The organism is Micromonospora sp. A202, from assembly GCF_006715105.1.
GTDB lineage: Bacteria > Actinomycetota > Actinomycetes > Mycobacteriales > Micromonosporaceae > Micromonospora > Micromonospora zamorensis.
The window spans coordinates 1,471,827-1,489,916 of the sequence record NZ_VFMP01000001.1 but is presented as its reverse complement, the minus strand read 5'-3'; the positions used below and the strand labels follow the sequence as shown (position 1 = coordinate 1,489,916).

Below are 18,090 nucleotides of genomic sequence, written 5' to 3'. Positions count from 1 at the left end.
CGCGCGCCTAGCGTCAGCGCATGATCACATTACGTGGGTTGACGAAACGGTTCGGGGCGACCGTCGCGGTCGACGCCTTGACCGTCGACATCGCGCCCGGCCGGGTCACCGGGTTCCTCGGCCCCAACGGCGCCGGCAAGTCCACCACCATGCGGATGATCCTCGGGCTGGACCGTCCCAGCGCCGGGCAGGCCCTCATTGGCGGGCGCGCGTACCGGGAGTTGCGCCGGCCGCTGCACGAGGTCGGGGCGCTGCTCGACGCCCGCGCCATCCACCCGGCCCGCTCCGGCCGGGCACACCTGCTGGCCATCGCCCGCAGCAACGGCATCCCCACCCGCCGGGTGGACGAGGTGCTCGACACCGTCGGACTGGACGCGCGGGCCGCCAGGAAACCGGGACGGACCCTCTCCCTCGGCATGGGCCAGCGGCTCGGCATCGCCGGCGCGCTGCTCGGCGACCCTCCGGTGCTGATGTTCGACGAGCCGGTGAACGGCCTCGACCCGGACGGGGTGCGCTGGGTGCGGCAGCTCATGCGCTCGCTGGCCGACCAGGGACGGACCGTCTTCGTCTCCAGCCACCTGATGAGCGAGATGCAGCTCACCGCCGACCAGCTCGTGGTGATCGGCCGGGGACGACTGCTCGCCGACGCCCCGACCGACGAGGTGATCGCCGGCAGCGCGGTCGCGATCCGGGTCCGCAGCCCGCACCCGGACGGCCTCGCCGCCCTGGCCGCGCGCCTCACCGCCGCCGGCGCGACAGTGCAGGCGGCCGACCGCAACGAGCTGACCGTCACCGGCGCCACCGCCGACCGCATCGGGGACCTGGCACACGAGCTGGGCGTACGACTGCACGAGCTGAGCCCGCACGGCGCGTCGCTGGAGCAGGCGTTCATGGAACTGACCGCCGACAGCGTCGAGTACGCGGGCGGAACGACCGGAGGTGGGGCGCGATGAGCACCAGGACCCGTGGTGGGGCGGTGGCCGCCGAGTGGACCAAGCTCTCCTCGGTGCCGAGCACCTGGTGGACGGCGCTGGCCGGGCTGCTGGTGATGGCCGCGAGCGCCGGTCAGCTGGCCATCTACGCCGCCAACGACAACACCAACGACGACCCGACCGACGACCGGGGAATCGTCACCGTCGGCAGCGTGCTGATCGACTCGGTCGAGTTGACCCAGTACGTGGTGCTGGCGCTCGGCCTGCTGGCGATCACCGCCGAGTTCACCAGTGGCACCATCCGGACCACGCTCCAGTGCACCCCGTCGCGTGGCCGCGTACTGCTGGCCAAGGCCGCCGTCGCCGGCACCGTCACCTTCGCCCTCGGTCTGCTGCTCGGCGGCGTCGGCGCCCTGGTGGCCCGACCGGTGCTCGGCAAGTGGGGCAGCGCCCCGGTGGCCGGCACGATCGGCGACATCGTGGCGGTGGCCGCCTACCTGGCGCTCATCGGCGTGCTCGCCCTGGGCCTCGGCGCCGCGCTGCGCAACGCGGTACTCACGATCACCGTGCTCCTCGCCACCCTGATGATCGTGCCGTTGTCGCTTCAGGAGCCGGACATCGACGTGCTGAACCGGATCGCCGACGTGTTCCCCGGCGTGGCCGGAGCGCACTTCCTGGCCGGCGACACCGAGCCGTACCCCAGCCTCGTCGGGCTGCTGCTGCTCGCCGGCTGGGCGGGGGCCGCGCTCCTGCTGGGCCGGGCCGCGCTGCGCCGCCGCGACGCGTGACGCCGGCGGCTGAGCGGGGGCCGCGCCGCCCCCGCTCAGCCGTCGACCAGCCCCGCCTCGTACGCGAGGATCGCCGCCTGCACCCGGTTGCGCACGTCGAGCCGGGTGAAGATGCTGGTCAGGTAGCTCTTCACGGTGCCCTCCACCAGGTGCAGCCGGCGGGCGATCTCGGCGTTGGACAACCCCGCCCCGACCAGGGCCAGCACCTCCCGTTCCCGCTCGGTCAGCCCTGCCGTACGGTCCCGTGCGGCGGGCCGGCGGGCCAACCGCCCGGCGCCCAGCTCGATCACCCGGCGGGCCACCTGCGGCGACAGGTACGCACCACCGTCGGCGACGGCGTGCACGCCCGCGATCAGCTCACGTGGGTCGCCGGCCTTGAGCAGGAACCCGTTGGCGCCGTGCCCCAGCGCACGGGCCACGTGGTCGTCCTCGCCGAACGTGGTCAGCATGATTGTCGCGGTCTCCGGCACGACCCGGCGGATCTCGGCGGCGGCGGCCAGCCCGTCCATCCGCGGCATCCGGATGTCCAGCAGCGCGACCCGAGGTCGGTGCGCACGGACCAGCTCCACCGCCGCGTGCCCGTCGCCGGCCTCGGCGACCACCTCGATGCCGGGATCGGTGGCGAGGATGGCCCGGACGCCCGCCCGAATCATCGCTTCGTCGTCGGCCAGGACGACCCGGACCGGCGCTGCCCCGGTCGTGTCGGTGTTCACTACGCGATCCACTCCTTGCTGACCAGCCGGCCGTCGGTGAAACACAGCCGCCAGGTCGGCTGCGCGAGGGGAAAGTTGCCGTCGGTGTAGTACTCGCAGTCCGCCCGGTCGGCCGGCGTGGGGCGTTCCAGCTGCCGCCGGGGCAGCCCGGCCAGCTCCGACCGGGCCGCGCCGACCCGCATCTGGTCGAAGGTGGCCCGGTCCAGGACCGTCCCGGCGGTAGCCACCGGGTAGTAGACGAGGGAGAGCACGAGGGCGAAGCCGACCGGTGCCGCGAGCGCCACCAGGAGGCTGCGGCGCACCCGTCGGCGGGCGTCCTGCAGCCGCCGCTCGGCGTCCACCGGCCGCTCCACCGGGCCGGGCTGGTCGCCGCCCTCGATCGCCTCCACCGGCGGCGCGCTTGCCGGCAACACCGCCCGTACCACGAAGCCGCCCTCGGTACGCGGGCCGGCGTGCAGCGTCCCACCGGAGAGACGGACCCGTTCGGCGAGGGCGAGCAGCCCGCTGCCCTGCGACGGTGGGGCGGGCAGCGGCCCCGCCGGCGCGGCGCCGTTGACGACGGCGACCTCGACCCGGTCAGCGTCCCGGGTCAGGCTCACCTCCACCGGGGCACCCGGTGCGTAGCGGGCGGCGTTGGTCAGCGCCTCACGGACGATCCGGTGGGCCGCGTGACCGGTCATCGCCGGCAACTCCGCGACCGCCGGGGCGGCCTCCATGCGTACCGCCATGCCGGCCTCCCGGGCACCCTCGACCAGATCGGCGACGGTCTCCCCGCTCGGACGCACCGACGCGCCGCCCTCCTCCCGGAGCACCCCGATGATCTCGTGCAGTCGCTCGGTGGCGGCGGAGACGCTGGACCGCAGCTCCCCCGCGGCGGCCCGGTGCCGGTCGTCCAGGTCGGCGGCGACCTCCAGGGCGGCGGCCCGCAACGCGATCAGGCTGAGGTCGTGACCGAGCGAGTCGTGCATCTCCCCGGCGATCCGGGCCCGTTCCCGCAGCCGGATCCGCTCGGCGGCACCACGCTCCTCGCGGGTCAGCGCCTCCACGTGCCGTCGACCGGCGTCGGCCAACTCCTGCTGCTGACGGCGGTACCGCCCGACCAACCAGGGGAACACCGCGGCGAAGAGCAGCACCGAGGCGAGCAGGAACCAGGTGGCCGGGCCGGTGCCGAGCACGCCCAGGTTGAGCGCCGTGCCGCCCGCCGCGATCAACACGAAGATCCCGGCCGCCCGGCCCGCGGACGCGCTGCGCCGCCCGGCGAGATAGCTGAAGACCGGGATCGCGAACACGAAGTTGCCGTCGACGACCGACCCGAGCACCACCAGCACGAGGGCCGCCAACGGTGCGCGCCGATTTGCCAGCACCGCCGCCACGCCGAGCAGCACCAACTTGCCGACCACCAGCGGCAACGCGTACCGCGGATAGGGCGGGCTGAACCCGGCATAGCCGACCGGGGCGGCCACCACCGCCCAGAGCAGCACGTCCCGCAGCAGCCGACGCCACCGGTTCGACCAACCCGGCGGCGAGAAGTCGAAAATCGGCACGGCGGTCAGGCTACCCACGTCCGACCTGGGCGGACACCGACGAAAGTCAGGTGTTCAGCCGCTCTCCTCGGCCCACACCCGCCAGTCGTCGAGCACGCCGTGCAGGGCCGGGGTGAGCCAACCCGGCGCGGACCGCCGGAACACCCCAGGGTCCATCGCACCGGCGCCGTCGGGCAACGCGCCGAGCAGGTTCGGCACCAGGTCGGTGAGGTTCGTCCAGTGCACCAGCTCCGGTCTGGTCGGCCAGGCGCCGATCACCACGCCGGCCGGCACGGCACGCCGGTCGAGTGCCTCCAGGGTCAGCGCGGTGTGGTTGAGCGTGCCCAACCCGGCGCGGGCGACCACCACCGCGGGTACGCCGAGCGACACCGCCAGGTCGGCCATCGTCCACGGCTCGCCCGACGGGCGCAGCCCCATCGGCACCAGCAACCCACCCGCGCCCTCGATCAACACAAGGTCGTGCTTGTCCGCCTCGGCGCGGACGGCGTCCACCACCGCGTACAACTCCAGCGGCGGCAGATCCGCCACCCGGGCGGCGGCCAACGGGGCGAGCGGATCGGGATAACTGGCCAGGGTCCGGCCGGTCAGCGGGGCAGCCAACCGGTTGACCGCGTCCACGTCGCCGGGCTCACCGCTGGCCGTACCGGTCTGGCCCGGCTTGACCACCGCCACCCGCAACCCGGCGGCCTGCGCGGCGGCCGCGATCGCCGCGGTCACCACGGTCTTACCGACCTCGGTGTCAGTCCCGGTAACCAGAACCGGGCCCTCCCACGCGGTCATGGGGCAGTTTCCACGATGACGTCCACAGCCCGCTCGAACGCCGCCCGGGGCACCCCCGCGCTGATCGTGAGCCGCAGGCGGGAGCGGCTGTCCGGGGTGGACGGCGGCCGGAAGCAGCCCACCGCGACGCCCCGGTCCCGGCAGTCGGCGGCCCAGGTGGTCGCCGCCTCCGGCCCGGGGGCCGTCACCGAGATCACCGCCGCGTCCGGCGCGGAGACGGTCAGCCCGGCCGCACGCAGCCGGTCGACCGCCAACCCCACCCGGTCGGACAGCTCCGCGCGCAGGTCGTCGCCAGCCCGGACCAGCCCCAGCGCGGCGTGCACACCGGCGGCGACCGCCGGCGGCAGGGCCGTGTCGAAGATGAACGTACGCCCGGTCTCGACCAGGTGCCTGACGAACTCGGCCGGGCCGGCCACCAGCCCACCCGCGCCGCCGAGCGCCTTGGACAGGGTGGCGGTGACCACCACGTCCGGCTCACCGGACAGCTTCGCGGCGGCCACCCCGCCCGCGCCGGCCGGACCGATCACGCCCAGCGCGTGCGCGTCGTCGACCAGCAGCAGCGCACCGTGCCGGCGGGCCACCGCGTGCAGCCGGGCCAGCGGGGCGAGGTCACCGTCGACCGAGAAGACCGACTCGGTCACCACCACCGCCGGGCGACCCGGAGCGGCCGCGAGTGCGGCAGCCACCGCGTTCACGTCGGCGTGCGGGGTGACCACCGTCTCCGCACCGGAGATCCGGCAGCCGTCGATCAGGGACGCGTGGTTGTGCGCGTCGGAGACGAGCAGCGTCCGAGGTTGGACGAGTGCCCGCAGCGCGCCGATGTTGGCCAGGTAGCCCGAGGAGAAGACGAGGGCCCGGTCGGTGCCCAGCCACTGCGCCAGCTCGTCCTCCAACGCCTGGTGCGCGTCGGTGGAGCCACGCACCAGGCGCGACCCGGTCGCCCCCAGCCCGTACGCCGACAGCGCAGCCGCGGCAGCGGCCGTGACCTGCGGATGGGTGGCCAGACCGAGGTAGTCGTTGCCGGCCAGATCGGTCATCTGATCGTCGGCGGGACGCGGATTGAGTCGCCGGGTCAACCCGGCCTTCGCCCGCAACTCCGCGCGGCGGTCGAGCGCCGCCAGCCAGTCCGCCACGTCACCCCTTCACCGCCGTCCGCGCCGGTCAGCCCGACACCCGCCGGGCGAAATTACCACCCGCCGCCGACGCCCGGCGGATCCACTCGCTGCGAGGCATCGACGGCTGTTAGGTCATTCCGGCTGATCGGGGCGCCTTGTAAGGTACGAGCCATGCCAGCGATCCTCGACCAGGCCCGGACCCAGGTCCTCGGTGACGGTGTCGGCCTCGACCAGGCCGGCATCCTCGCCGTGCTGAACCTGCCCGACGAGCACCTGCCCGCCGCTCTGCAGCTCGCCCACGACGTGCGGATGCGCTGGTGCGGCCCGGAGGTCGAGGTCGAGGGGATCGTCTCGCTGAAGACCGGCGGCTGCCCGGAGGACTGCCACTTCTGCTCCCAGTCCGGCCTGTTCACCTCTCCGGTGCGCTCGGTCTACCTGGACATCCCGTCGCTGGTCGAGGCGGCGAAGCAGACCGCCAAGACCGGGGCGACCGAGTTCTGCATCGTCGCGGCGGTGCGCGGCCCGGACGCCCGGCTCATGAAGCAGATGCGCGAGGGCGTCGCCGCCATCAGGGCGGAGGTCGACATCCAGGTCGCCGCGTCGCTGGGCATGCTCACCCAGGAGCAGGTCGACGACCTGGTCGACATGGGCGTGCACCGCTACAACCACAATCTGGAAACCTGCAGGTCGTACTTCCCCAACGTGGTCACCACGCACTCCTGGGAGGAGCGCTGGGAGACGCTGCGGATGGTCCGCGACTCCGGCATGGAGGTGTGCTGCGGCGGCATCCTCGGCCTCGGCGAGACCGTCGAGCAGCGGGCCGAGTTCGCCGCGCAGCTCGCCGAGCTGGCCCCGCACGAGGTGCCGCTCAACTTCCTCAACCCGCGCCCCGGCACCCCGCTCGGCGACCGCCCGGTGGTGGAGGGCAAGGACGCGCTGCGGGCCATCGCCGCGTTCCGGCTGGCCATGCCGCGCACCATCCTGCGGTACGCGGGCGGCCGGGAGATCACCCTCGGTGACCTGGGCACCCGTGACGGTCTGCTCGGCGGCATCAACGCGGTGATCGTCGGCAACTACCTGACCACGCTGGGTCGACCGGCGACCGCCGACCTGGATCTGCTGGCCGAGCTGAAGATGCCGGTCAAGGCGCTCTCCGACACGCTGTGACGACCGTGACGACGACGGAGCTGTGGTGCGACCGGTGCGGTGAGTCGGCGACGGCCACCGCCCACGCGGCCTGCGCGTCGGCTCGCGAGTTGGAGCCGCCCCGGTTCTGTCCCCGGTGCCGACGCCGGATGAAGGTGCAGGTGCTGCCGGTGGGTTGGTCGGCGGTCTGCGTCGAGCACGGCGAAGTTCGGGGCTGAGCCGGTGCTGCGCGGGCGGGCGGTTGTCCTGCGACCGGCGACGGCCGCGGACGTGGAGGCCCTCGTCGCGATCCGGGCCGACCCGGAGGTCCGCCGGTGGTGGCGGGGCGGCGACGACCTGACCGGTTCGGTCCGCGCCGACCTCGGCGACGACGACCTGCACGTGTACGCGATCGAGCACGACGGCCGCGTGATCGGCGCCATCCAGTGGTACGCCGAGGCGGACCCGGACTACCGCCACGCCAGCCTGGACGTCTTCCTCGAACCGGCGGCCCGCGGTGCCGGCCTGGGCGGGGACGCGATCCGCACCCTGGCCCGGCACCTCATCGACGAGTACGGCCACCACCGCTTCACGATCGACCCGGCGGCGGCGAACAGCGCCGCGATCCGCGCGTACGCGAAGGTGGGTTTCCGCCCGGTGGGGGTGCTGCGCCGCTACGAGCGTGGCGAGGACGGCCGCTGGCACGACGGTCTGCTGATGGACCTGCTCGCCGACGACCTGGTGGAGTGAACGGGCACCTCAACCGGCCCAGCAGAGGTGCCCGTTGGGGAGTCGACGGGCGCCCTCGGCGGGCTGGTGCGGGCTGAGCCGCCCCTCCGGCATGAGGTGCGCCACCGGCGTTCCGCGACCGAGCGCCGCGACGTCGGCGATCAGCCGGCGGTGGCAGCGCCACCAGAGGCTCTCGCTGCACATGACAGCGGTGGTGCGTTCGGCCGCTTCGGCCAGCACCCCGGTCAGCGCCGTGTCGAAGTCCTGCGTCCGGGTGTAGGCGGCGTATGCCCGGAACGCCGCGACCTTCCACCAGGTGTCCGGCTCGGGCTCCCCGGCCGGGACGTGCCGGCGGCCGCCCAGGTGCGGCTCCCAGCGGTAGTCGATGCCGTACTCGGGCAACCACCGCTCAAGCTCCTCGCGGTGCACGTCGGGGTTGGTGCGGCTGGCCGGGTAGCGTCGCACGTCCACCAGCAGCGCCACCCCGGCCCCGGTCAGCAGCTCTCCCAGCCGCACCCGGTCGGCTGTGCCGTGTCCAACGGTCAACAACTCCCGCACATGGCTGACTTGCCCGGAATCCCTCTCGGTTATCCCCGGTCCGGGGCGAGATCTTGGACAGTTGTCGTTCCGGCGGCCGAACGACAACTGTCCAAGATCTCGTTATGACCCGGCTCAGGCGAGCGTGCAGGTGGCGTTGTTGACGGTGAAGGCCGTCGGCTTCGGGTTGGTGCCGGTGTGGGCGCCGTTGAAGCCGAAGCTCACCGACGCGCCCGGCGCGAGCGTGCCGTTGTAGGACAGGTTCGTCGCGGTGACCGCCGCGCCGGTCTGGCTGACCGTCGCCGACCAGCCCTGACTGACGGTCTGCCCACCCGGGAAGCCGAACCGCAGCGTCCAGCCGTTGATCGCGGTGGTGCCGGTGTTGGTGATCGTCACCGTGGCGGTGAAGCCGGTGCTCCAGTCGGTGGTGACGTACCCCACCTTGCAGGCGCCGCCGACCGGCGGGGGCGCGGTGGTCACCGCGACCGGCGCGGACGCCGCGGAGGTGTTGCCGGCCGCGTCCACGGCCACCACGTAGAACTGGTAGGCCGTCGATGCGGTCAGCCCGGACAGCGCCACAGTGGTGCCGGTCGGCGAGCCGACCAACGCGTCGGTGGCGCCGGCCTCGCGGTAGACCCGGTAACCGATGACGCCGACGTTGTCGGTCGACGGGGTCCAGGCCAGGGTGAGCCCGGTGGCGGTGACCGCCGAGGCGACCGGAGTGCCGGGCGTGCTCGGCGCTGTGGTGTCGGCGGTGCCGGCCGGTGGCGTGGTCACGCTGAGCTTCGGAGAGGCGGCCGACTCGTTGCCAGCGCCGTCGCGGGCCACGATGGTGTACTCGAACGTCCGCTCCGGCAGCAACGTCGTGATGGTGATCGAGTTCTCGGTGACCCGCCGGGTCGCCACCACGTCGTTGCCGACCATGAACTCGCGGACGTCGTAGCCGGCCAGCCCGCTGCCGCCGCTGTCCGTGGACGGCGCCCAGGTCAGGGTGACAGTGCGGGGGCCGAGGTTGGACGCCACCGGGGTGCCCGGGACGGTCGGCTTGGTGGTGTCCGGCACGACCGGGCCCGGCTCCTCGCCCCAGACGCGGGTGGAGCCGGAATAGAGCGGCACCTTCCGGTTGGGCCCGGCGGTGGCCTGGTACGACGGGTCGTTGGTGGGGTCCCAGGTGCCACCCTCCGGCACACCGATCTTGAACTGGACCTCCATCCGGTGCTGCGACTGCCCGGCCGGGGCGATGGTGTGCCCGGTGCAGTCCACCTCGACGTACCAGATGTCACCGCTGAACTGCTTGGCCGTCGTCGGGGACGGGCAGCCCTGGGTGTAGCCGGCGGTGACCTGCACCGGGCCGGTGCCGTCGGGCCGGAAGTAGTACCGGAACCGGCCGTCGGTCAGGGCCCGGGCCGGGAACGCCGACTTGTTGTAGACCATCACCTTGAGCCCGGTGGCCCGCGGTTCGGCCTGCGTCACAGTGGTCTCCACTGTCAGCTCGTCGATGTCCGGCGTCTCGGCGACCGGGAAGTTGGCGAGCGGCGTGCCGCCGTACTCGGACACCAGCCGGACCAGCGCGGAGGTGAAGCCGGCGTTGTAGTCGGTGGCCACCTCGTTCATCACGTAGTCCGACCGGCTGTCGCTGTACGCGTCGTTGGCCGAGGACGGGCCGCCGACCAGCGCGCCGTAGAGGGTGTGCCGGGTCTCGACGGGCACGGTCTGGCTGTCCCACCAGGAACCGTGGGCGGTGCGGTGGTGCGGGTTGCGCGGCGAGTTGGCGCCGAACCCGATGACGTAGCTGGAGTTGCGCGGGTTGTCGCCCAGCGCGTAGTTGATCTGCCGGACGGCGAAGTCGTGGTAGCGCGCCTTACGGGTGGTGTCGGTGGTCTTGTCGCTGTAGACCAGCGCGGCGAAGGAGGTGTTGGCCGCGTAGCGCAACGCACCCCAGGAGTCGAGCACCGCCATCCCACCGGGTGAATACGGCACCCGCTGCCCGTCCACCCCGACGGTCCAGTAGTCCAACCAGCGGTTGGCGTCGTCGACGTACTTCTGCTTGCCGGTCAGGTTGGCCAGCAGCACGTACGCCCCGAACTGCTTGTTGTCCCAGGCGATCGTCCACTTGTAGGAGCGGGTGGTGGACTGGTTCTCGGTGCCGAGCTTGTCGTACTCACTCTCGGCCTTGGCCAGGTAGCTGGCCTCGCCGGTGGCCCGGTGCAGCCAGATCGCCGCCCAGACCAGCTCGTCCTGCCAGCCGCTCCACGAGCGGTAGAAGCTGGTCGCATCGGTGATGCACTCGTGGTAGGACTTCCGCACCGTGTCGGCGAAGGTGTAGAGCTGCCGGGCGTGCCCGAGCAGCCGGTCGGCGTAGGCCGCGTCGGTGGGACGGAAGACCATTGAGGACGCGGCCATCGCGGCCGCCGTCTCCCCCGCCAGGTCCGCGCCGCCACAGCTCGCATCGATCTTGTACGCGGGCCGCGCCATAGCCATCACCTCGGCCGGACCCCACCACTTGTGGTCGTCGTCGCCCTTACCAACCTGTCCATAGAGGACGTTGGCGGACGGGTGCGCCTTGATGAAGTAGTCGTTGACGAAGCGCAGGTTGTTGAGCAGGTGCGGCAGTTGGCCGGACGTGGTGTAGCCGCTGCGGTACTCCACAGCGCCCCAGGCGAGCATGGTGGCGCTGAACGCCATCGGGAAGCCGAACTTCACGTGGTCACCCGCGTCGTACCAGCCGCCGGTGAGGTCCAGCCCAGCGTCGGCGCCGTCGGTGAGCGCGCTGTCGCCGCGCCAGGAGACCCGGTTCCAGTCGGGCAGCCGCCCGGACTGCTGCGCCTCGTAGAAGAGCAGCGACTTCTGCAGCACCTCGGCGTAGTTGTAGGCCGCTGGCGCGGCGGAGGCGGGCGACGACGTCGGCCCGGCGACCGCGAGGGCGAGACCCGTGAGCAGGGCGACGCCAGCGGCCAGCAACCGCCGCGGCCAGGGCTGGTCGACGACCGGTCGCCGAGATCGGAAGCGGAACCGCTGCGGTCGGTGCATGGCGGGCTCCTGTCGGTGGGCGCCGCCGGTCAGCACCGACCTGGACGCGGGACGGTGTCGGGTGGTGCGGGCTGCCGGCGGCTGTGGTGGTGGAACCGGAAGCGCGGGAGCGCTCCCATGGATAAGCGACAATGTAATGCGCTCGTCACTGCTTTGTGAAGAGGCACCCGGGCCCACCCCGTCGCCGCGACCGCGACCTGCGTCAAGACCCGCGCCAGAAGACCCCTAAAACCATCTCACATCATCGATTATGTTCGATTGAGCGAGTCGCATCGCCGCTGCTCAGGCCAGTTGTCGCCGGGCCGGCAACGGGGCCGTTCGAGCGTCGCGACCCCTGTCAGACAAACGTACTGTTGCCGACCCGCTACCCGCCGCGAGACAGTACGGCTCATCAGCGGTGTCATCGACGCCGCCGCTCCCCGGTCGACCCTGAGGAGAAGCGATGGCACTACGACTCGCCGACGGCACCGCCTGGTCCGACGTCCTGGCCCGCGCGGTGGCCGCCACCGGAGAAGCGTTCGGCGCCGAAGTGGACGGCGTCACCACCCTGCAGAACCTGGTCGAGGGCGAATGGCGGGCCACCGGTCAGCCCGCCCCCGTCCGCACCCCGGTGGACAACACCGTCGTCATCAACCTGCGCCGGCTCGACGCCGACACCGCCCGCGCCGCGGTCCTGCACGCCGCCGCCGAGCACCGGACCTGGGCCCGGACCCCGCTCGCCGACCGCAAGGCCCGCGTCGCCGACGCACTGGACTCGCTCACCGCCCACCGCGACCTGCTCGCCATGCTGCTGGTCTGGGAGATCGGCAAGCCCTGGCGGCTCGCCTGCGCCGACGTGGACCGCGCGCTCGACGGCGTCCGCTGGTACGCGGACGAGATCGACCGGATGCTCGCCAGCGGTCGCGAGCCGCTGCCCGGCCCGGTCAGCAACATCGCGTCGTGGAACTACCCGATGAGCGTCCTCGTGCACGCCGAGCTGGTGCAGTTGCTGGCCGGCAACGCGGTCATCGCCAAGACCCCGTCCCAGGGCGGCGCCGTCTGCCTGACCGTCGCACACGCGCTGATGCGCCGCGCCGGCCTACCCGCGACCCTCGTCAGCGGCGGTGGCGAGGAGTTGTCCGAGGTGCTGGTTCGCGCACCCGAGATCGGTGCCGTCGCGTTCGTCGGCGGACGCTCCAACGGCGGCAAGGTCGCGGCCGCGCTGCTCGACACCGACAAGCGGCACTTCATCGAGCAGGAGGGCCTCAACGCCTGGGGCATCTGGAACTTCTCCCACTGGGACCTGCTCGCCGCCCATCTGAAGAAGGGCTTCGAGTACGGCAAGCAGCGCTGTACCGCGTACCCCCGGTTCGTGGTGCAACGTGACCTGGTCGACGAGTTCCTCGACATGTACCTGCCAGTCGTCCGCTCGGTGCGCTTCGGTCACCCGCTCGCCGTCGGCGACGACTGGGCCGCGGGAGACCCGCTGCCCGAGCTGGACTTCGGGCCGCTGATCAGCGCGGCCAAGGCCGACGAGCTGCACCGCAAGGTCGACGAGGCGGTTCGCGGTGGAGCGGTGCCGCTGCACAGGGGCAAGCTCACCGGCGCGCCGTTCCTGCCCGGGCAGGACACCTCGGCGTACGTGGCGCCGTCGGTGCTGCTCGCCCCGCCCGGCCGGTCCCGGCTGATGCACGCCGAGCCGTTCGGGCCGGTCGACACGATCGTCGTGGTGGACACCACCGACGAGCTGCTGGCCGCGATGAACGCCTCCAACGGGGCACTGGTCGCCTCCCTGGCCTGCGACGACACCGACGAGGCCAGCAAGCTCGCGGTGGACCTCCAGGCGTTCAAGGTGGGCATCAACAAGCCGCGCTCACGGGGTGACCGGGACGAGCCGTTCGGCGGCCGGGGTGCCTCCTGGAAGGGCGCGTTCGTCGGCGGCGACCTGCTGGTGCAGGCGGTCACAGTGGGCGGCGACAGCCGTCTCTACGGCAACTTCCCCGACTACAACAGCTACCCCGCCACCTGAGGTCGGCGCCGGCCCCCTGTCGACGCCCGGCGCGTGTGACAGGGGGCCGGCGGCGTACCGTCGCGAGATGGCGACGATCGAGCAGCTTTCCCTGGGTGTGTCCGACGCCGAACGGGCGGCGAGGTTCTGGGCCGCGGCCCTCGACTACCGTCGCCGGGCACCGCGATTCGACGGCGACGAGTGGATCGTGTTGGAGCCCCAGCCGGGCGCGCCGGGCATGGCGATCGCGATGGACCTGAGCGAAAGCCCGGTGCAGGATTTTCCCCGCCTCCACCTGGACCTGGACGCCGGCGAGCGCAGCCTCGACGAGGAACTCGACAGGTTGCTCGCGCTCGGCGCCAAACGGGTGGACTGGCGGCACTACCCCACCGACCCGCACCCGACCGAACCCCCGTACGTCGTGCTCGCCGACCCGGAGGGCAACCGGTTCTGCGTGTCCGGCCGCCGGGAACGCCCCGCGCGGTGACAGGGCCCGCCCTACGAACCAGGCGTCGAGAGGGTGCCCTTCCGGTCCGCGGCGAGCGGGACGGTGAGGGTGAGCAGGGTGCCGTCGCGCTCCGCCGAGCTGGACCGGTTCAGCCGGCGCAGCGTCCGCAGCATCGGGGCGTTGTCGGCCTGGACGTGCAGCACCAGCGCCGCGTACCCGGATCGGTCGGCATGCTGGGCCAGCCGGCGCAGCAGCGCTGAGCCGAGCCCTCGCCGCTGCCAGTCGTCGCGCACCAGCAGCGCCACCTCGGCCTCGTCACCCTCGCCGAGCAGGTTCGCCAGGGCGACCACCGACTCCGCCTCGCCGTCGGCGCCGGTGGCCGTGGCCACCAGGGTCAGCCCTCGGCTCGGCTCCAGCAGCCGACGCAGCCGGGCCGGCTGCGGCAACGCCGCCCCGCCCAGGTAACGCCGGTGCCGGCTGCGCGGCGAGCACGCCTCGTGCAGCTCCACGACGCCGGACAGATCGTCAGCGCAGGCGGGCCGCACGGCAACCTCGGCACCGTCGGGCAGCACCAGGGTGATCTGCTCGGCGGCCCGACGGACCACCGTGGCGGCCAGCTCGACCAGGGCCTGCGCCCGGGCGTACTCCGCCGGGGTGAAGGCGGGCGCGACCCGACGCAGCGAGAACGAACCACCTGCCGGGTCGGCCAGCAGCATGGTGGCGCCGGTGATCCCCCGTTCGACGCCGGTCGACGCGGGTCGCCAGCTGACCGAGTCGGCACCGAGCAGGGTGCGCAGCGCCGCGCCCGTCGCGTCCGGGTCACGCACCAGCCGGTTGGCCAGCCCGAGCACCCGGGTGGGCTGGTCGGCCAGGCCGCGCGCCTCGCTGCGCGCCACCCAGCAGTCCCGGCCCCGACCCCGCTCGACGGCGGCGATCAGCCCGGCCTCGTCCAGCGCGTCCGGCGCGTCGACCAGGAAGTCGTCCACCGCGCCCTGCTCGGTGGGCTGCACCTGCACGGTGAGGATGTTGACCCCGCGCAACGCAAGGCTCGCCGTGAGCACCGACAGGTAACCCGGCCGGTCGTCCACGGTGGCCCTGATCCGCCACAACGTCATGGTTGGCTCCCTTCCCCACCTCAGAGCCTCGCCCTCGCCTGTTGCCGCCCGGTTGCTCAGCGGTGTCGGCCCGGGAACTCCTCGGGCCGATCAGGGGCCGGCGACCACCGGCGGCGCGCCGACCAGGTCGAGCCGGTCACCGAGGATCACCGCGCAGGCCCGGACGAGCTGGGTGAGGCGATCCACCTCGGTGCTGTGGAACGCGGCGGCGGAGAGGGTCTCGCTGTGCTCGCGGGCCACCACCAGCACCAGGCCCGCCCGTCCGAACGGCGCGACCGCGTGGTGCGTGCCGTCGGGCGTGGTCATCGACCGGCCGCGCAGCGGGGTCACCTCCGGCAACCGCAGGGGTACGGGTGCACGCCAGCTCGCGTGCCCCACTGTCGCCCCGCCGCCCCCGGTCCGCGAGGCCCAGTCGACAGGCACCACGGCGGCGACGGCCCAGTCGGCTGCCAGCAGCCCGGGAACCGCGTCGACCAGGGTGGCGAGCCCGTCGGCCGGGTTGGCCGCGACCTGCGCCAGCAGCTCCGCGTCCTGCCCGGTGGTGGTGGGCGCGCCGATCGCCCGCCACACGCCGTCCACCCGCACGCCGGGGATCGCCGCGAGACCGGCCAGCAGCCGCTCCACCCGCGCCGCGCCCGGCCAGACCACTGTGAAGTCGTCCACCGCGCGCCCGCCGAGGCGTTCGAGGACCACCACCTGGACGATGTCCGCGCCGGAGACGCCCAGCGTGCGGGCGACCTGGCCGAGCGTGCCTGGACGGTCCGGCAGGGTGACCCGAACTCGCAGCAACATGTCTGTCCCTCCGCTCGGCGGGCCGGCAGAGTGCGACCGGCAGGCTGGCCCCAGCCTGGTCGTTGACCATTTCGTCCCTGTTGCAAAGGCATGTCCCGAGCGGAAAATCTCATATTGACAACGTGAACCGGCTGCCATCAACTAGTCGGATGAGTGATCCGGCCATCGATGCGTTGCGGCCGGAGGCCGTCCCAGGCTCCCCCACCGGGCTCGCCCTGGACCGACTCGCCGACTATCTGGCTCAGCACCGACCCGAGTTGGCCGTCGGGCCACTGCGCGCCAACCTGATCGCGGGCGGCAAGTCCAACCTCACCTACCTGCTGCGCCTCGGCGACCGTGAGGTCGTGCTGCGCCGCCCGCCGCTGGGGCACGTGCTGGCGACCGCGCACGACATGGCCCGGGAGTTCCGGGTCATCTCGGCGCTGGCCCCGACCGAGGTGCCGGTGCCCGGCGCGCTGCTGCTCTGCACCGACCCGGAGGTGATCGGCGCGCCGTTCTACCTCATGGAGCGGATGCCCGGTGAGGTGTTCCGCACCCGCGCACAGACCGACCCGCTGGGCGACGAGCGACGCCGCGCCCTCGCCATGGCAATGATGGACACTCTCGCCGCGCTGCACAGCGTCGAGCCGTCCTCGGTGGGGCTGAGCGACTTCGGCCGCCCGGAGGGCTACCTGGCCCGGCAGGTCCGCCGCTGGGGCGGGCAGCTCGACCGCTCGCGCAGCCGTGATCTGCCCGGCATCGACGAGCTGCGTGACCTGCTGGCGGCCACCGCCCCGGAGGGCGCGAACGCCGGCCGGATCGTGCACGGCGACTACCGACTGGACAATCTTCTCGCCTCGGCCGACCCGGTGGCCGTGCACGCCGTCCTCGACTGGGAGATGGCCACCCTCGGCGACCCCCTCGCCGATCTGGGGCTGCTCCTGACCTACTGGGACGTGCTCGGTGGCAGCGACACGGCCGACGGCAACCCGGTCGCCGACGGGCTCGGGCCGCGCGCCGGCTTCCCCACCGGCGCCGAGCTGATCGACCGGTACGCGGGGCGCAGCGACGTGGACGTCGGGCCGCTGCACTGGCACGTGGCACTCGGCTGTTTCAAGCTCGCGGTCATCTGCGAGGGCATCCACTACCGCCACACGCTCGGGCAGACGCTCGGCGAGGGCTTCGACCGGATCGGCGAGATGGTGGCACCGCTGGTCGCACACGGGCTGACCACCGCCAGGGAGCGCTGATGGACTTCTCATACGACAGCCGGACCGAGGAACTACGCGGCGAGCTGACCCGATTCCTGACCGAGCACGTCTACCCGGCCGAGGCCGTGCACGCCGAGCAGGTCGCCACCGGTGACCCGTGGTCGCGTACCCCCGTGTTGGCCGAGCTGAAGGCGGAGGCCCGCAAACGCGGCCTGTGGAACCTGTTCCTCCCCGACCCGCGCTACGGCGCCGGCCTGACCAACCTCCAGTACGCGCCGCTGGCCGAGTTGACCGGGCGCAGCCCGCACCTGGCGCCGGAGGCGGTCAACTGCGCGGCACCGGACACCGGCAACATGGAACTGCTGGCCGAGTTCGGCTCGGAAGCGCAGCAGAAGCGCTGGCTGATGCCGCTGCTGGAGGGCGAGATCCGTTCCGCGTTCTGCATGACCGAGCCGGACGTGGCATCCTCCGACGCCACCAACATCGCCACCCGGATCATCCGCGACGGCGACGAGTACGTGATCAACGGGCGCAAGTGGTGGTCGTCCGGCGCGATGGACCCGCGCTGCGAGATCTTCATCGTGATGGGCAAGACCGACCCGGACGCCGACCGGCACCGCCAGCAGAGCATGGTGCTGGTCCCCCGGGACACCCCCGGGGTGAACGTCCGTCGGGGCATGAGCGTCTTCGGCTACACCGACGGCTCACACGGTGGGCACGCCGAGATCGACTTCATCGATGTCCGGGTGCCCGCGGAGAACCTGATCGGCGCCGAGGGCACCGGCTTCGCCATCGCCCAGGCCCGGCTGGGTCCCGGCCGGATCCACCACTGCATGCGATTGATCGGAATGGCTGAGCGGGCATTGGAACTGCTCTGCAAGCGGGCGCTCGAGCGGGTCGCGTTCGGCCGACCGCTGGCCGAGCAGGGCGTGGTCCGGGAGTGGATCGCCGAGTCACGGGTGCGCATCGAGCAGGCCCGGTTGCTGGTGCTCAAGACGGCCTGGCTGATGGACACCGTCGGCAACAAGGGCGCGCACACCGAGATCCAGGCCATCAAGATCGGCACCCCGGCGATGGCGGAGTGGGTGATCGACAAGGCCATCCAGGGGTACGGCGGCGCCGGCGTCAGCCAGGACACGCCACTGGCTGCCCTGTGGGCGCAGACCCGCACCCTGCGCCTGGCCGACGGCCCCGACGAGGTCCACCGCAACTCCCTCGCCAAGCGGGAACTCCGCCGCTGGGCCCCGTAACCCGCACAGCGCCGC

General features: G+C 72.7%; 17 protein-coding genes. 9 read left to right on the top strand and 8 right to left on the bottom strand.

Going from position 1 to position 18,090, the window contains the following annotated elements:
* The first annotated feature begins 20 nt into the window (after positions 1-20).
* Both FBZ33_RS06935 and FBZ33_RS06930 read left to right on the top strand, forming a co-directional pair.
* On the top strand, positions 21-953 hold the full coding sequence (locus tag FBZ33_RS06935; protein ID WP_141908409.1) for an ATP-binding cassette domain-containing protein: 933 nt from the start codon (positions 21-23) through the stop codon (positions 951-953).
* Positions 950-1,720: an ABC transporter permease subunit gene (locus tag FBZ33_RS06930; RefSeq protein ID WP_141908408.1), complete on the top strand. Its 771-nt coding sequence runs from the start codon at positions 950-952 to the stop codon at positions 1,718-1,720. The genes FBZ33_RS06935 and FBZ33_RS06930 overlap by 4 nt, the downstream gene beginning before the upstream one ends.
* Positions 1,721-1,755: 35 nt before the next feature.
* Here the strand turns inward: FBZ33_RS06930 and FBZ33_RS06925 are convergent, their stop codons facing one another.
* Genes FBZ33_RS06925 through FBZ33_RS06910 form a run of 4 tightly spaced genes read right to left on the bottom strand, consistent with a single transcriptional unit; the run spans position 1,756 to position 5,890 of the window.
* Positions 1,756-2,433 carry a response regulator transcription factor gene (locus FBZ33_RS06925; RefSeq protein WP_088946892.1) on the bottom strand — a complete coding sequence of 226 codons (678 nt, stop codon included), beginning with the start codon at positions 2,431-2,433 and terminating at the stop codon, positions 1,756-1,758.
* Positions 2,433-3,977, bottom strand: a complete 1,545-nt coding sequence (locus tag FBZ33_RS06920; protein WP_255508736.1) for a sensor histidine kinase — start codon at positions 3,975-3,977, stop codon at positions 2,433-2,435. Before FBZ33_RS06920 ends, FBZ33_RS06925 begins: the two co-directional genes overlap by 1 nt.
* Before the next feature lie 54 nt (positions 3,978-4,031).
* Positions 4,032-4,757 (bottom strand): dethiobiotin synthase, encoded by a 726-nt coding sequence (gene bioD / locus FBZ33_RS06915; protein WP_099851543.1) that lies wholly within the window; start codon positions 4,755-4,757, stop codon positions 4,032-4,034.
* Positions 4,754-5,890 carry an 8-amino-7-oxononanoate synthase gene (locus FBZ33_RS06910; protein WP_141908406.1) on the bottom strand — a complete coding sequence of 379 codons (1,137 nt, stop codon included), beginning with the start codon at positions 5,888-5,890 and terminating at the stop codon, positions 4,754-4,756. Before FBZ33_RS06910 ends, bioD begins: the two co-directional genes overlap by 4 nt.
* Before the next feature lie 153 nt (positions 5,891-6,043).
* On the opposite strand from FBZ33_RS06910, the gene bioB reads away from it, so the two are divergent.
* Genes bioB through FBZ33_RS06895 form a run of 3 tightly spaced genes read left to right on the top strand, consistent with a single transcriptional unit; the run spans position 6,044 to position 7,747 of the window.
* Positions 6,044-7,039: a biotin synthase BioB gene (gene bioB, locus FBZ33_RS06905; protein ID WP_099851540.1), complete on the top strand. Its 996-nt coding sequence runs from the start codon at positions 6,044-6,046 to the stop codon at positions 7,037-7,039.
* Entirely contained in the window at positions 7,036-7,236 is a 201-nt protein-coding gene (locus FBZ33_RS06900; protein ID WP_099851538.1) for a hypothetical protein, read from the top strand. Before bioB ends, FBZ33_RS06900 begins: the two co-directional genes overlap by 4 nt.
* A 4-nt stretch (positions 7,237-7,240) precedes the next feature.
* Positions 7,241-7,747, top strand: a complete 507-nt coding sequence (locus FBZ33_RS06895) for a GNAT family N-acetyltransferase (RefSeq protein WP_141908405.1) — start codon at positions 7,241-7,243, stop codon at positions 7,745-7,747.
* Positions 7,748-7,756: 9 nt separating this feature from the next.
* Here FBZ33_RS06895 and FBZ33_RS06890 read toward each other — a convergent pair whose 3' ends face one another.
* The gene (locus tag FBZ33_RS06890) at positions 7,757-8,242 is read right to left on the bottom strand and encodes a DUF488 family protein (protein ID WP_255508735.1); all 486 of its coding nucleotides are present in this window, start codon (positions 8,240-8,242) and stop codon (positions 7,757-7,759) included.
* A 156-nt stretch (positions 8,243-8,398) separates the two neighbouring features.
* A complete protein-coding gene (locus tag FBZ33_RS06885; RefSeq protein ID WP_255508734.1) occupies positions 8,399-11,293 on the bottom strand; it encodes a glycoside hydrolase family 9 protein in 2,895 nt (964 codons plus the stop codon).
* Positions 11,294-11,735: 442 nt separating this feature from the next.
* Here FBZ33_RS06885 and FBZ33_RS06880 point away from each other — a divergent pair, with 442 nt between their 5' ends.
* Positions 11,736-13,301: an aldehyde dehydrogenase family protein gene (locus FBZ33_RS06880; protein WP_141908403.1), complete on the top strand. Its 1,566-nt coding sequence runs from the start codon at positions 11,736-11,738 to the stop codon at positions 13,299-13,301.
* A gap of 67 nt (positions 13,302-13,368) precedes the next feature.
* Positions 13,369-13,767, top strand: coding sequence for a VOC family protein (locus FBZ33_RS06875; protein WP_141908402.1), 399 nt, complete (start codon positions 13,369-13,371; stop codon positions 13,765-13,767).
* Between the two features lie 11 nt (positions 13,768-13,778).
* Here FBZ33_RS06875 and FBZ33_RS06870 read toward each other — a convergent pair whose 3' ends face one another.
* Together FBZ33_RS06870 and FBZ33_RS06865 are read right to left on the bottom strand one after the other, a co-directional pair.
* Positions 13,779-14,843 (bottom strand): GNAT family N-acetyltransferase, encoded by a 1,065-nt coding sequence (locus tag FBZ33_RS06870; RefSeq protein ID WP_141908401.1) that lies wholly within the window; start codon positions 14,841-14,843, stop codon positions 13,779-13,781.
* Positions 14,844-14,933: 90 nt separating this feature from the next.
* On the bottom strand, positions 14,934-15,635 hold the full coding sequence (locus FBZ33_RS06865; RefSeq protein WP_141908400.1) for an amino acid-binding protein: 702 nt from the start codon (positions 15,633-15,635) through the stop codon (positions 14,934-14,936).
* Between the two features lie 149 nt (positions 15,636-15,784).
* Between FBZ33_RS06865 and FBZ33_RS06860 the strand changes: the two genes are divergently transcribed.
* Both FBZ33_RS06860 and FBZ33_RS06855 read left to right on the top strand, forming a co-directional pair.
* Positions 15,785-16,864, top strand: coding sequence for a phosphotransferase family protein (locus tag FBZ33_RS06860; protein ID WP_141908399.1), 1,080 nt, complete (start codon positions 15,785-15,787; stop codon positions 16,862-16,864).
* Positions 16,864-18,075: an acyl-CoA dehydrogenase family protein gene (locus FBZ33_RS06855; RefSeq protein WP_141908398.1), complete on the top strand. Its 1,212-nt coding sequence runs from the start codon at positions 16,864-16,866 to the stop codon at positions 18,073-18,075. The genes FBZ33_RS06860 and FBZ33_RS06855 overlap by 1 nt, the downstream gene beginning before the upstream one ends.
* The last annotated feature ends 15 nt before the right edge of the window (positions 18,076-18,090 follow it).

Bases quoted from the DNA above. Each gene is read 5' to 3' on its own strand.
- FBZ33_RS06875 (WP_141908402.1), top strand. From the start codon at position 13,369: ATGGCGACGATCGAGCAGCTTTCCCTGGGTGTGTCCGACGCCGAACGG.
- FBZ33_RS06935 (WP_141908409.1), top strand. From the start codon at position 21: ATGATCACATTACGTGGGTTGACGAAACGGTTCGGGGCGACCGTCGCG.
- bioB (WP_099851540.1), top strand. From the start codon at position 6,044: ATGCCAGCGATCCTCGACCAGGCCCGGACCCAGGTCCTCGGTGACGGT.
- FBZ33_RS06860 (WP_141908399.1), top strand. From the start codon at position 15,785: ATGAGTGATCCGGCCATCGATGCGTTGCGGCCGGAGGCCGTCCCAGGC.
- FBZ33_RS06885 (WP_255508734.1), bottom strand. From the start codon at position 11,293: ATGCACCGACCGCAGCGGTTCCGCTTCCGATCTCGGCGACCGGTCGTC.
- bioD (WP_099851543.1), bottom strand. From the start codon at position 4,757: ATGACCGCGTGGGAGGGCCCGGTTCTGGTTACCGGGACTGACACCGAG.
- FBZ33_RS06870 (WP_141908401.1), bottom strand. From the start codon at position 14,843: ATGACGTTGTGGCGGATCAGGGCCACCGTGGACGACCGGCCGGGTTAC.
- FBZ33_RS06930 (WP_141908408.1), top strand. From the start codon at position 950: ATGAGCACCAGGACCCGTGGTGGGGCGGTGGCCGCCGAGTGGACCAAG.
- FBZ33_RS06865 (WP_141908400.1), bottom strand. From the start codon at position 15,635: ATGTTGCTGCGAGTTCGGGTCACCCTGCCGGACCGTCCAGGCACGCTC.
- FBZ33_RS06855 (WP_141908398.1), top strand. From the start codon at position 16,864: ATGGACTTCTCATACGACAGCCGGACCGAGGAACTACGCGGCGAGCTG.
- FBZ33_RS06880 (WP_141908403.1), top strand. From the start codon at position 11,736: ATGGCACTACGACTCGCCGACGGCACCGCCTGGTCCGACGTCCTGGCC.